12 protein-coding genes are annotated in these 13,166 nt (G+C 38.4%); 9 read left to right on the top strand and 3 right to left on the bottom strand.

Annotated features, from left to right (window positions below; genetic code table 11):
• Positions 1-64: 64 nt before the first annotated feature.
• A complete protein-coding gene (locus RFX69_RS04165; protein WP_001146946.1) occupies positions 65-628 on the top strand; it encodes a TetR/AcrR family transcriptional regulator in 564 nt (187 codons plus the stop codon).
• A 217-nt stretch (positions 629-845) separates the two neighbouring features.
• Here RFX69_RS04165 and RFX69_RS04160 read toward each other — a convergent pair whose 3' ends face one another.
• Complete coding sequence (locus RFX69_RS04160; RefSeq protein ID WP_000043988.1) at positions 846-1,418, bottom strand: TetR/AcrR family transcriptional regulator; 573 nt, start codon at positions 1,416-1,418, stop codon at positions 846-848.
• 330 nt (positions 1,419-1,748) lie between these two features.
• On the opposite strand from RFX69_RS04160, the gene RFX69_RS04155 reads away from it, so the two are divergent.
• The 7 genes from RFX69_RS04155 to RFX69_RS04125 all read left to right on the top strand — a co-directional run bounded on the left by RFX69_RS04155 (position 1,749) and on the right by RFX69_RS04125 (position 11,138).
• Positions 1,749-2,612: a hypothetical protein gene (locus RFX69_RS04155; RefSeq protein ID WP_000037376.1), complete on the top strand. Its 864-nt coding sequence runs from the start codon at positions 1,749-1,751 to the stop codon at positions 2,610-2,612.
• 203 nt (positions 2,613-2,815) lie between these two features.
• Positions 2,816-4,408 carry a peptide chain release factor 3 gene (locus tag RFX69_RS04150; protein WP_000008538.1) on the top strand — a complete coding sequence of 531 codons (1,593 nt, stop codon included), beginning with the start codon at positions 2,816-2,818 and terminating at the stop codon, positions 4,406-4,408.
• Positions 4,409-4,477: 69 nt separating this feature from the next.
• Positions 4,478-5,320, top strand: coding sequence for a hypothetical protein (locus tag RFX69_RS04145; protein WP_289332605.1), 843 nt, complete (start codon positions 4,478-4,480; stop codon positions 5,318-5,320).
• Between the two features lie 87 nt (positions 5,321-5,407).
• Positions 5,408-6,349 (top strand): RsiV family protein, encoded by a 942-nt coding sequence (locus RFX69_RS04140; protein WP_025470116.1) that lies wholly within the window; start codon positions 5,408-5,410, stop codon positions 6,347-6,349.
• Complete coding sequence (locus RFX69_RS04135; RefSeq protein ID WP_031962711.1) at positions 6,349-7,161, top strand: TatD family hydrolase; 813 nt, start codon at positions 6,349-6,351, stop codon at positions 7,159-7,161. The genes RFX69_RS04140 and RFX69_RS04135 overlap by 1 nt, the downstream gene beginning before the upstream one ends.
• A 124-nt stretch (positions 7,162-7,285) precedes the next feature.
• Positions 7,286-10,042, top strand: a complete 2,757-nt coding sequence (acnA, locus tag RFX69_RS04130; RefSeq protein WP_289332604.1) for an aconitate hydratase AcnA — start codon at positions 7,286-7,288, stop codon at positions 10,040-10,042.
• Positions 10,043-10,376: 334 nt separating this feature from the next.
• Entirely contained in the window at positions 10,377-11,138 is a 762-nt protein-coding gene (locus RFX69_RS04125) for a ThiF family adenylyltransferase (RefSeq protein ID WP_000130927.1), read from the top strand.
• 60 nt (positions 11,139-11,198) lie between these two features.
• On the opposite strand, the gene RFX69_RS04120 is transcribed toward RFX69_RS04125, so the two are convergent.
• The gene (locus RFX69_RS04120) at positions 11,199-11,321 is read right to left on the bottom strand and encodes a hypothetical protein (protein WP_001984446.1); all 123 of its coding nucleotides are present in this window, start codon (positions 11,319-11,321) and stop codon (positions 11,199-11,201) included.
• 103 nt (positions 11,322-11,424) lie between these two features.
• Between RFX69_RS04120 and RFX69_RS04115 the strand changes: the two genes are divergently transcribed.
• Positions 11,425-12,318 (top strand): LysR family transcriptional regulator, encoded by an 894-nt coding sequence (locus RFX69_RS04115; protein WP_005129672.1) that lies wholly within the window; start codon positions 11,425-11,427, stop codon positions 12,316-12,318.
• A gap of 7 nt (positions 12,319-12,325) precedes the next feature.
• On the opposite strand, the gene RFX69_RS04110 is transcribed toward RFX69_RS04115, so the two are convergent.
• Positions 12,326-12,835, bottom strand: a complete 510-nt coding sequence (locus tag RFX69_RS04110) for a hypothetical protein (protein ID WP_065708531.1) — start codon at positions 12,833-12,835, stop codon at positions 12,326-12,328.
• Positions 12,836-13,166 lie beyond the last annotated feature (331 nt).

Below are 13,166 nucleotides of genomic sequence, written 5' to 3'. Positions count from 1 at the left end.
CAAAAGTTGCAGCCGTTTTATCTCTTTTAAACACAACAAGAAATTATTTTATAACGGTAACTATATGCCATATTCAGATCTCTCATTTCGCGCGTTAAGCGTCCTCCATAAGTCTCGATATCTTTTTAATAAACATGGTTTTCATAACGTAGGAGTAGACCGCATTGTGCGAGAAGCAGAGGTGCCAAAAGCTTCGTTTTATAACTATTTCCACTCTAAAGAACGGCTTATTGAAATGTGCCTAAACTTTCAAAAAGACGTCTTAAAAGAACAAGTGCGCTCAATCATTTACATACAAAAAGATTTAATCTTGCGTGAAAAACTCAAAAAGATTTTCTTTTTACATACTAGTCTGGATGGTTATTACCACTTGCTATTTAGGGCTATTTTTGAAATTGAGAAACTCTATCCCGCAGCCTATCAAGTGGTTGTACAATATCGGCATTGGTTAACTACTGAAGTTTATAAATTGCTTTTAACTGTGAAGAAAGACACTACGAAAAGCGATAGCGATATGTTTTTATTTACATTAGATGGTGCCATTATTCAGCTGCTAGATGAAACTAGGGGTGATACGAGAGAACTGTTATTCGCTTATATTTTAAAGGGTATTTTTCTTAAAGATTAACTTATTAAAATCTATATGTTTATTAATTGATATATTTAGAATAACTAAATTTATATAGAGTTCAGGCGGTTGTGCTTTTAAAACATATCGGCCTGAACTTTATATTGAACCAGATAAAAAACAGATCTGATCACCTGATAGATCATGTATTACAGATCCTCTCATCTTCAAAAATAAAACTTATAATATGGTAAAGGGCCGTAATAATTAAATTTTTTTAAGCGGCTTCATATTTTTGTTTTGTTTCAAGTTCAATGAGTTTATTTATATAAGACCATGTTTCTTCAGAGTTAATTTCTGGTTTGTTAATAGTCCCGTCAATAATAAGCCCATCTATAATGTTAAGAAAAAGACTGCTTAATACTTTTGGATCTTCAATTTCTAACTCTAAAAATATAGATAAAACTAAACTGTAAATCCATTCACGGTATTTATTTACTTGTTTTTTAATAGAAGGATAGAGCTGCAGGACTTCTATCGTTGCTTTTTTAAATAAACAACCACTAAAATCTTCAGTGTTAATCCAGTCGATATACCAATTAAAAATACTTTTCAGTTTATTTAATGGGTCATCTACACTATTAACTTTATCTAATAAAGAAGTTTGGACTTCTAAAATTCTTCGGCGAAGACACTCTTCAATTAAAACTTCTTTAGAAGAGAAGTACTTATAAAAAGTCATTTTTGCAACTTTAGATTCAGCAATAATTTTGTCTACCCCAATAGAGGTATAACTTTTCTGATTAAAAAGGGTCATTGCTGTTGTTATAATCGTTTCTCTTTTTGACATTGGTTGCCCCGTCATAGATATTTTTTGATTAACTTTGCTATTGTAAAGTATGAAAGCTTAAATAAAACTTATTTAATGATATTTAAAAAATTATATTTATTCAATAGCTTGGTTTGCCTTGATAAATAAAGAAATAAATATTTTATTGGCAATAGTTTACTTTTTTAAATAATATTAATTAATCCATTGATTTGTTGAGATAATAAACATAATATCAATTCGTTAAGTATGGGTATACGGAATTTATCCTTTTTACGTTCGAATACGTAATGGAAATAGAGGGATAGCCTTTAGCTTAACTATAAGAAAAACTTTTTATTGAGAATGATTATGTCAAAAAAATTTGAAGACTTTAATAATCCAAGAGAAAAAGCATTGCAGGGGATGAAAGATAGTATTCCCGCTTCACAATGGGAAGAAAACTTACAGTTTCTCAAACAATTAAGGAATAAAATTGCGCAATTGCCAGTAAGTAAACACCCTGCAATTGAAATATTAAATAACGGTTATCTTGATAAACAAACCCTGACTCGTATTCATTTAGAATATCGTCATGCCATTGTTCAGATTTTTACCGATGCTTTATTAAAGGCGCAGTTTCTGACAAAACAATTGGAGCCAAAGCTTCACTCGGGCGCTAAAATGTTTCCACGGGTGTTGTTGAGCTTAAATATATTAGATGAATTTGGTTTTCGACCGGGTTTAGATAAAGATAATTATTATTTAGGCAATCCTGAATATGCACATTATCCATTATATGAAGATTTGCTAAATGACTATGGTTTGACTGAGGCTGACCGCCGTAATTATAAACCTTCAAAAATTGCAGATCAGGTGAGAACATTTTTAGAAGCTTCTTACGATAGTTATATTAATGTGGTGGCATTATTGGCGGTGGCAGAAGAAGAAGTTATTCTTTTTAGCCCACCATTGCGACAAGCAACCAAGTTTGTAAATATCGATGTTGAGGGTGGTGGTTATTACCATGTACATGGCGTTTCAACAGATGAAACAGCTGAAGCTGCTGATGATGACCATCAAGATGACCTTTGGTTTGCGTTGGCTCAAGCCATTACCAAAGATGACTATGAAAGCTTGACTCAACTATGTCTTGATTATTGTGCACTGTGGACTGAGTTTTGGGATGCACAAATTGCCGATGTCCAATTTATTGAAGAAAAGAAATTGGCATAAGCTGTTCAGTTCATACGTAAAAGCCTGTTGATATTGAACAGGCTTTTTTAATGGCTCAATTAAAAATATTCCAAATATGAAAACACGGATAGACAACTCAACAATCTCTAAACAGGACCTATAAATCTGCTACAATTACGCCAATTTTTATTTTGATCGACTTTAGATCTTTGGCACTGCAATCTCCGCAGTAGGTGTATTTCATGAGTTTTAAAGATGAGTTAGCGGCACAGGTCGCTCAACGACGCACATTTGCTATTATTTCCCACCCCGATGCCGGTAAAACCACCATGACAGAAAAACTGTTGTTATGGGGTAAAGCGATTCAAGTTGCAGGGATGGTAAAAAGCCGTAAATCTGATCGTGCAGCTACATCTGACTGGATGGAAATGGAAAAAGAACGTGGTATTTCGATCACCACGTCTGTTATGCAGTTCCCATATAAAGGTCACACGATTAACTTACTCGATACACCGGGGCACGAAGACTTCTCGGAAGATACTTATCGTACCCTTACTGCTGTTGACTCTGCACTAATGGTGATTGATGGTGCAAAAGGTGTCGAAGAACGTACCATCAAATTGATGGAAGTGTGTCGTATGCGTGACACACCAATTATTTCATTCGTCAACAAAATGGACCGTGAAATTCGTGAGCCACTTGAGTTGTTAGATGAAATTGAAAATGTCTTAAACATTCGCTGTGTACCAATTACATGGCCACTTGGTATGGGTCGTGACTTTGCTGGTGTATACAATATTCTTGAAGATAAATTGTATGTCTACAAAGCAGGTTTTGGTTCAACCATTACCGATATTGAAGTACGTGATGGCTATAATCACGCTGATATTCGTGAAAAAGTTGGTGAGTTAGCGTGGGCTTCTTTTGAAGAGTCACTTGAGCTTGTACAAATGGCAAATGAGCCATTAGATCGTGAACTTTTCTTACAAGGTAAACAAACGCCTGTTTTATTTGGTACAGCATTAGGTAACTTTGGTGTTGACCACGTTCTCGATGCATTTATGAACTGGGCACCTGAACCTAAAGCACATCCAACGCAAGAGCGTATGGTTGAAGCAAAAGAAGAAGGTTTCTCTGGCTTTGTATTTAAAATTCAAGCCAACATGGACCCTAAACACCGTGACCGTATTGCCTTCATGCGTATTTGTTCAGGTAAATACGAGAAAGGCCTGAAAATGAATCACGTACGTATTGGTAAAGAAGTTCGTATTAGTGATGCGTTGACTTTCCTTGCAGGCGAGCGTGAGCACTTAGAAGAAGCATGGCCGGGCGATATTATTGGTTTACACAACCACGGTACAATCCAGATTGGTGATACTTTCACTAGCGGTGAAAACTTGCACTTCACAGGTATTCCTCACTTCGCGCCGGAAATGTTCCGCCGTGTACGTTTGAAAGACCCATTAAAGTCAAAACAGTTGCAAAAAGGTTTGAAAGAGTTGTCTGAAGAAGGTGCAACTCAGGTATTTATGCCACAAATTAGCAATGATTTGATCGTGGGTGCTGTGGGTGTACTTCAGTTCGACGTTGTTGCTTACCGCTTGAAAGAAGAATATAAAGTTGACTGTGTTTATGAGCCAGTAAGTGTAAATACAGTGCGCTGGATTCATTGTGATGATGAAAAGATTCTTAACGAGTTTAAGAAAAAGGCACATGACCAACTTTCTATTGATGGTGGCGGACACTTAACGTATCTTGCGCCAAGCCGAGTGAACTTGCAGATTATGCAAGAGCGTTGGCCTGATATTGAGTTCCGTAGCACACGTGAACACTAATCATGTAAATGTGACAAACAGCTTCGAATAGAAGCTGTTTTGTTTTGAAAAATAAGAAAGGATGATGAAATGAACTTGAGTAAAAAGACAATTATTGCGCTTGTGGTTGCAGCCATAGCTCTAATTTTGGCTATTTGTGTATTTGTCTGGAAAAAGCCTCAGTCTTCATCATCTTCTCAAGAAAATTCAGCTTCTACTCAAGACCATCCGGTTGAGAAAGCAGAGGTTTTACCTTATTTAAATTTGACCGAAACCAAAGCAAGTTATGCATTGCCGTTTTGTGAAAAGAAAAATTGTATTGATGTCGATATTCAAACCATAAAAACCCAAGATGCGTGGTTAAATAGCTGGATTGAAAAAAATCAGGCGAAAGTTATTCAAGCTCAAATTAATTTGAAAAAAGATTTAAGCCTTCAACAAGCGATTAATGCTTACGTGAAAAAGTCGGATGAATGGCAAGATAAATATTCTAAAAATCGTGCTTATGAGTTACACATTCGTACACGCATTGCCTCGCAGCGTAATCAGTATGTGTTATTGCAATTGGCTTTAGACAGTAAACAAGAAGAGATCACCATAAAAGACCGTTATTATTTTTTCGTGGCTGATCGTAAACTGCATAAAAACTTAACGTTGCTTGATGTGCTTAAAAAAGACCAGCAACCGACAGTACATCAAATTGTTCAAACCGCGTATCAGGACTGGTTGAAAAAGCAAACTGCCGATGTCAAAAAACAAGCCCCAAAAACTTTATATTGGGGACAAGCTGACTGGTTCTTTGATGGTGAAGGGGTAGGTTTGCACTATCAGGCAAATCAGATTACGAAAGATGCGCCTCAACTTGATATTTATTTAACAACAGAACAAACGAAAAAAATATTGCAACCTCAGGTTTATGAACAAATGTTTTAAGTTGGTAGCAGAATTTGCAACCTACTTGTAGATGCGCTAACTTCATATGAGTTATGCATAATCTTCTCAGAATAAAGGCAAAATATGATGTTAACTTCTAAGGCTTCGCTACGTTTAACGCTACTTGCTTCTGCGATATTTTTGGTGGCATGTCAGCCTAAAAGTGATCCTAAAGAGTCGGAAGATCAGCAAAAACCGGCTGTGGTTGAACAAAAGCCTGTAGAACTGACTTTGAAAGGGGAAACAGTTCCAAGTAAAGTGACTTTACCGGATTGTGATGGTAAAACTTGTCCTGAATTTACGGTAGAACGCCTACAAAGTAATTTCCCTTTTATTGATAAGATTATTGATCAACAAGTTTTAAAAGCACTCGGTCAGATTCTTGAAATTGCAGAACCTGATGCAAAAGCAGCACAAGCTGATAAGAAGACAGAAGCTTCAGCAGCTGCCACTACAGAGCAACAAGATAGTTTCGATGCTCAGGTTCAGCGCTATGCAAATTCATTTATTGATTTGGACAATGAGTTAAAGGCTCTAAGTAGTAATCACCAAATTAATCTGTTGGTGAAACCTAAAATCATACAGTCTCAAGGTAAAGTCGTAACCGTTGTTGTAAATAGTAGTAGCTATTTAGGCGGGGCACATGGCTCGGCAGCGCAGCAATATTATAATTTTGACTTAAAGAAAGAAAAGCAGGTCAAACTTGAAGACTTGTTACGTCCAGAGAAAAAAGCGGCTTTAGAAAAATTAGCACATGAAGCGTTTAAAGCTTGGGTGACAGACTCAAAACTTGCAAATAGTGTGAGTGAATATGAGCAAGCTTGGCCGTTTAAACTCACAGAAAATTTTCTGTTAGGTGACCAAGGCTTGATTCTTCAATATGGCGAATATGAAATTGGACCTTATGTGGTCGGGCTACCTCGTTTAGTTATTCCATATGACCAATTACAAGATGTATTGAAAGAAGAATATCTGCCGCAGCCTAAAGCTAAACCAGCTTCGACACCTGCCGTAAAAAGTACCAGCTAATGCATCTGTTTGATACTCACACCCATTTTGATGTTGCCGATTTTGATGAAGATCGGCAGCAATTAGCACTTGAAGCTAAAAAAGTGGGTGTGGATGCTTTGGTGTTAATTGGCTTTTTACAGTCACGTTTTGATGAGTTGGTACAAACCCATCATCAGCTCAAGCAGTGGGAGAATGTACCTACTTCTTATTTAGCACCGGGATTGCATCCGTTTTATATTGAGCAGCACAAACCAGAGCATCTTTCTCATCTTGAACAGATTTTGCAGCAAGAAGAGTGCGTTGCAATAGGAGAAATCGGCTTAGATACTTTCTTAAAAGAACACAAGCAGCCCGATATATATGCCAAGCAAAAACAGTATTTTGCTGATCAGTTAGATTTGGCAACTCAATACCAAAAACCGGTGTTGCTTCATATACGAAAAGCACATGGCGATGTGCTCGCACTATTAAAAGCGCATAAGTTTAAACTTGGTGGCATTGCTCATGCCTTTAGTGGCGGAGTAGAGGAGGCAAAAGGTCTGATTAAGCTTGGTTTTAAAATTGGTGTGACAGGGCAAATCACGAACCCCAATGCGAAAAAGCTTCATACGGTTGTGCAGGCTATAGGTGCCGAGTATTTAGTGATTGAAACAGACTGTCCTGATATGACGCCACTTTGCTGCCAAACTTCAACTGAGCATCGTACTCGAAATACGCCTGTGAATTTACCTTATGTACTAAAAAGTTTGGCTGAAAATTTAAATATGGCAGAGTCAGAATTAGCAGATTTGCTGTGGAAAAACTCTTTATCTGCTTTGAAATTATCGTAATAAAAATCAAAGATTAGAAATAGTAACTAAAACAAAACACAGCGATTAAAAAAGAAGCTTAAAGTAAGAAAACAACATGTAAAAACGTGAAAAATAACATTGCCAGACATGGGAGGATAACCCAATGGCTAAGTATAGCAATATCAATAGTTTTAATGCTTTACAGACGCTAACAGTAGGTTCCAGCAATTATCAGATTTTTAGCTTAACCCAAGCCGAGAAAAAGCTAGGTGACATTGCCAAACTGCCGAAATCATTAAAAGTACTGTTGGAAAACTTATTACGGTTTGAAGATCAGCTCAGTGTTAAAACAGAACACATTTATGCTTTAGCTGAGTGGCTAAAAACCCGTACCTCAGATCAAGAAATTCAATATCGACCTGCACGGGTTTTAATGCAAGATTTTACCGGCGTTCCGGCAGTCGTTGACTTAGCCGCAATGCGTGCTGCAATGGCTGAAGCGGGGGGCGACCCTGAAAAAATTAATCCGTTATCACCTGTAGATCTGGTTATTGACCACTCTGTGATGGTAGACCATTTTGCCGATGATCAGGCTTTTGAAGAAAACGTTCAAATTGAAATGCAGCGAAATGGCGAGCGATATCAATTTTTGCGTTGGGGACAATCTGCATTTAATAACTTTAGTGTCGTGCCACCGGGTACCGGTATTTGCCATCAGGTCAATTTAGAGTATTTGGCTCAAGCAGTGTGGTTAGGTGAAGACGACGGACAAACCTTTGCTTTCCCTGACACCTTAGTGGGTACAGACTCACATACCACCATGATTAATGGTCTAGGGGTATTAGGTTGGGGAGTTGGGGGTATTGAAGCAGAAGCTGCCATGTTAGGCCAACCTATTTCTATGCTCATTCCTGAAGTGATCGGTTTTAAACTAACCGGCAAATTACAAGAAGGGATTACGGCAACTGACTTGGTGCTCACCATTACTCAAATGCTTCGCCAAAAAGGTGTGGTAGGTAAATTTGTAGAATTCTATGGCGATGGTCTAGCCGATTTACCACTTGCTGACCGTGCAACCATTGCCAATATGGCGCCTGAATATGGTGCAACTTGTGGTTTCTTCCCAATTGATGAAGTGACTTTGGGTTATTTGAAATTAACAGGTCGTCAAAGTGACCGTATTGCATTGGTGGAAGCATATAGCAAGGCGCAAGGTTTATGGCGTAATGCGGGTGATGAACCTGTGTTTACAGATACGTTAAGTTTAGATATGAGTACGGTTCAGGCAAGTTTGGCAGGTCCAAAACGCCCTCAAGACCGTGTGCTTTTATCGGAAGTACCTAAAACGTTTAATGCGCTCATGGAATTAACCCTTAAGCCAGCCAAAGAAGCGAAAGAACGTTTAGAAAATGAAGGCGGTGGCGGTACGGCTGTAGAAGCGACCAAAGCCAATATTCAGCATGAAAGCCCATCTTGTGTAATTGAAGGACAAGAATATCCGTTGAATCATGGTGATGTCGTCATCTCAGCAATTACTTCATGTACCAATACTTCTAACCCAAGTGTAATGTTGGCAGCCGGTTTACTTGCTAAAAAAGCAATTGAAAAGGGTTTGCAGCGTAAACCGTGGGTAAAAAGTTCACTTGCGCCTGGTTCTAAAGTCGTGACCGACTATTTATTGGCGGCTGGGCTTACGCCGTATTTAGATGAGTTGGGCTATAACTTGGTCGGATATGGTTGTACAACGTGTATTGGTAACTCAGGTCCTTTACCTGAACCAATTGAAGATGCAATTCAGTGTCATGATCTAAACGTGGCATCTGTACTTTCGGGTAACCGTAACTTTGAAGGGCGTGTGCATCCATTAGTTAAAACCAACTGGCTTGCCTCACCACCACTTGTGGTTGCCTATGGTTTAGTTGGGAATATCCGTACAGACTTAACGACTCAACCAATCGGGCAAGGTAAAGATGGGCAACCTGTTTACTTAAAAGATATCTGGCCAAGTCAGGCAGAAATTGATGCCGTCTTACAAAAAGTAAATACCGATATGTTCCACAAAGAATATGCTGCGGTGTTTGATGGTGATGAAAGCTGGCAAGCGATTCAGATTCCTAAAAGTAAAACTTACGAATGGGCTGATGACTCGACTTATATTCGTCATCCACCGTTCTTTGAGGGTATTGGTGAGCCACCAAAACCAATCAAGAATATTGAACAGGCACGTATTTTGGCAGTGCTTGGTGACTCGGTAACAACCGACCATATTTCACCAGCGGGTAATATCAAAAAAGACAGTCCAGCTGGCCGCTATTTACAAGAGCAAGGTGTTGAGCCAAAAGACTTCAACTCTTATGGTTCACGACGTGGTAACCATGAAGTCATGATGCGAGGCACCTTTGCTAACATTCGTATTAAGAACGAAATGCTCGGCGGCGTAGAAGGCGGTAATACCATACATGTGCCAAGTGGTGAGAAGCTTGCTATTTATGATGCGGCAATGCGTTACCAACAAGAACATACACCGCTTGTGATTATTGCTGGTAAAGAATACGGAACAGGTTCTTCACGTGACTGGGCTGCCAAAGGAACGAACTTATTAGGTGTAAAAGCTGTCATTGCTGAAAGTTTTGAACGTATTCACCGTTCAAACTTGGTGGGTATGGGCGTGTTGCCACTCCAGTTTGTTGATGGACAAACCAGACAGTCCCTCAACTTAACGGGTCATGAAGTCATTTCGATTCGTGGTTTATCGGATGGTATTCAGCCTCATGAAATTCTTGAGGTTGATGTGAAAGGGCCAAATGGGGTAGCCAGTCATTTTAATGTGTTATGTCGAATTGATACGTTAAATGAGGTTGAGTACTTTAAGGCAGGTGGTATTTTGCATTATGTACTTCGGAATTTGATTGCTTCATAAATCGATAAACTTAGCACAGCCTTATAATGAATGTGTATGAGCTAATGTTGACTATATAGGCGTATCCTTACTTTTTAAGGATAAAAAGTAACAAAAATCCTTTGTCGGGCTGACGGTATATCCTTATACCGCAGCCCAACTGGGCGGCATCCATGCCGCCTGTCACGTTAGTAAATAATGACTTAAATCTTAAATAATATAATTTGATTTATAATGATAAGACTTGTCGTGAGTTTAAATATTGCTATCTCAAGTTTTCTTTGATCTGAAATACACTTTCTTCTGAAAAGCAGTAAAATACTCCCCGTGTTTTATATCCCTTCAAAGAGTAGCAATGACCGATCTTCAACAAGATGAATATGACCGCCGTTTTGCAGGTGTAGCCAAAATTTATGGTGATTCATCGTTCCAGCACTATGAACAAAGTCATGTGATGGTGATTGGTATTGGTGGGGTCGGCAGTTGGGCAGTAGAAGCTTTAGCGCGTACAGGTATTGGTGAGATTACATTAGTCGATATGGATGTAGTTGCAGCATCAAATGTGAATCGTCAGCTACCTGCAATGACCTCAACTCTGGGCTGTGAAAAAGTTGAAATTATGGCGGAGCGTTGTCGCCAAATTAACCCACGCATTAAAGTCAATATTATTGATGACTTCTTAACACCTGAAAATGTTGCAGAGCTTTTAAACCCTGTACCAGACATTGTTTTGGACTGCATCGATGACGTTAAGGCAAAACTGGCTTTAATGCTCCATTGTCGTTTTAACAAAATTCCTTTGATTGTGTCGGGTGGGGCAGGTGGTAAGCTCGATCCACTTAAAATTCGCGTGGCGGATCTATCAAAAACAGAACAAGACCCAATGTTAGCAAAGCTACGTAGTCAGCTTCGCGCTCGCGGCATCTGTAAAAAGCCAAAAGAGAAATTTGGCATTACCTGTATTTACTCAATCGACAATCCATTTTCAAGCGCAGATGTCTGCCCATCGGCGGGGTTGCGCTGTGGTGGCTATGGTTCAGCGGTGGTGGTGACTTCAAGCTTTGCTATGATTGCTGTGGCTGAAGTTTTGAAAAAGCTCGATTTAAAGAAAGCCTAATTTAAATATGGAAAAGGCATGCGCTTGGGTGGGGGCATGCTTTTTTTTGGGAAAAACTATTTAATCATATAGCTCTATATTGTCTTGTTTGGGCTGTGTGGGTAATTGCTGATCATAAAATTTAAAACACCATAAAATTAAAATAACGATGGTGCATATTGCGAAACCTTTTAAGTACTTCATGAAGAATTCAATTAAGTGAATGGTCTTGATTAAAATTCTAGCGAAGGAGATCTATCTAATCTAATATGGAAAATAGACCAAATGATCTAATTTTGAGATGGTAATGCTCACATTAAAACAATTCCAATATTTCATAAAAATTGTTGAAGAGGGGAGCTTTACCGCTGCTTCCGAAAAGCTATTTATTGCCCAGTCTGCTTTAAGTCGACAAATGAAACTATTAGAAGAAGAAATTGATTTTCAGTTGTTTGATCGTACGGACAAAAGAGTAAAACTTACGGTAGCGGGAGAGGTCTTCTATAAGAAAATAAAAGATAACTTGCTTTATTTAAATGAAATTATTGATCTATCTAAAAGTGTGTCGGAAGGGAAAAATCGACAGATTAAACTTGCTCATTCCAGCAGTATTGTCGTGGATAATACAAAGGTGCAGATATTAAAAGAAGTTAGCTTAACGCAGCAGTTGAGCTTTGAGATTAATACCTTATCATCCGAGCAGCAAATCTTAGCGTTATTAAATGGTGAAATTGATATCGGTTTGATCCGTCCACCAGTTCGGCATACTTTAGATGGTATAAATACTTTTAAGTTATATGAAGAGCCTTTAATGGTGGCTGTGCATATTGATCATGCCAAGTTTGCTAAATCAGAAAAGGTTTATTTAAAAGACTTAAAAGATGAGTGTTTTGTATCAACGCCTCATGCCGAAAGAGGAGGCTTAAGTTATTTGGTCGCAAATCTGTGTTTAGCCGCAGGATTTACCCCACAAAAAGCCTCCATTCAGTCGCGTAAGATTTCACAGTTACAGCTCGTGGCGGCAAATTTAGGGGTAGGTATTGTTCCTGCGGAGTTTCAACAAATCTTACCTGCCAATGTAAAACTAATACCTTTGGCAGATTCTCTATCTCTTTCGGAAGTTTTACTGGTCTATAGAAAAGGCCATGATGAAATCATTCAGCACTGCGCCGAGCAAATTCATCAAATGTTTCTATCTTAGAAGTGAATTAGCCTAATCTATAGTAAGTATAGGTGACGTTATCATCTTTATAGACGTCATAACTACTTTGTTTAAAGTCTGACACCCATTCGCTTCCTGTATAACCAGCGATATGACCGTAAATATGGTTGCGGGTTCTGTGAATGATATAAATGTCGCCTTCTTGTGGCTCATCAAAGGCTGGATTTATTTCTTTATAGCCAATTTTCTTGAGGGTATCGCCCCAATCTGATGCTGCAATCGGATGGTTTTCAACATCGGCACCAGCAGACTCAAGCGCAATACGGATGCTACGTGCACAACGCGCTTTACTGCGTCTAGAGGTAATACTTTCTAATTTAGCTACGAATTTTTCTACATCAATGGCTGGAGGAGTGTTGGTTTCAGTGGAGTGATTATTGGGTTTTATGGTGAATGGATAAGGGAGGCTTGGTGTGCTGTGGGATACAACAATGGCTGCCTGATTTGAATCCTGATACATATAGTTATCAGCTACTTGTCCGTCATAAATAATCATCGTGAAATCTCTACCCGTACTACCTATATCCGTATTTAGAAAATCACCACCTACCTGTGGCGTTCAGAGATACTAATGGCCCAAACTTAAAAGTTTTGTTTATGTTATGTAATAACGTATCTTTTTACCAGTTTTTATTTCTGGCTATGGAAAAAAGGGCTAATTAAAAGAGCTTTTGAAATCATACAAATTAAGTTTTTGATATTATTGAATATAAATAATTAATCAGAGCTTAATTTTGAATATTTCGAGCCAACATTTGCGAATATACTCAAAATCTAAGTCTCTGATTTAAAATGCCACATTTTCTTACAATTTTAGAAACATGGGC

The organism is Acinetobacter sp. 148 (genome assembly GCF_031196675.1).
Taxonomy (GTDB): Bacteria; Pseudomonadota; Gammaproteobacteria; order Pseudomonadales; family Moraxellaceae; genus Acinetobacter; species Acinetobacter baumannii.
Note: the sequence above shows the minus strand (reverse complement) of the source record. Positions and strands in the feature narration are given on the sequence as shown.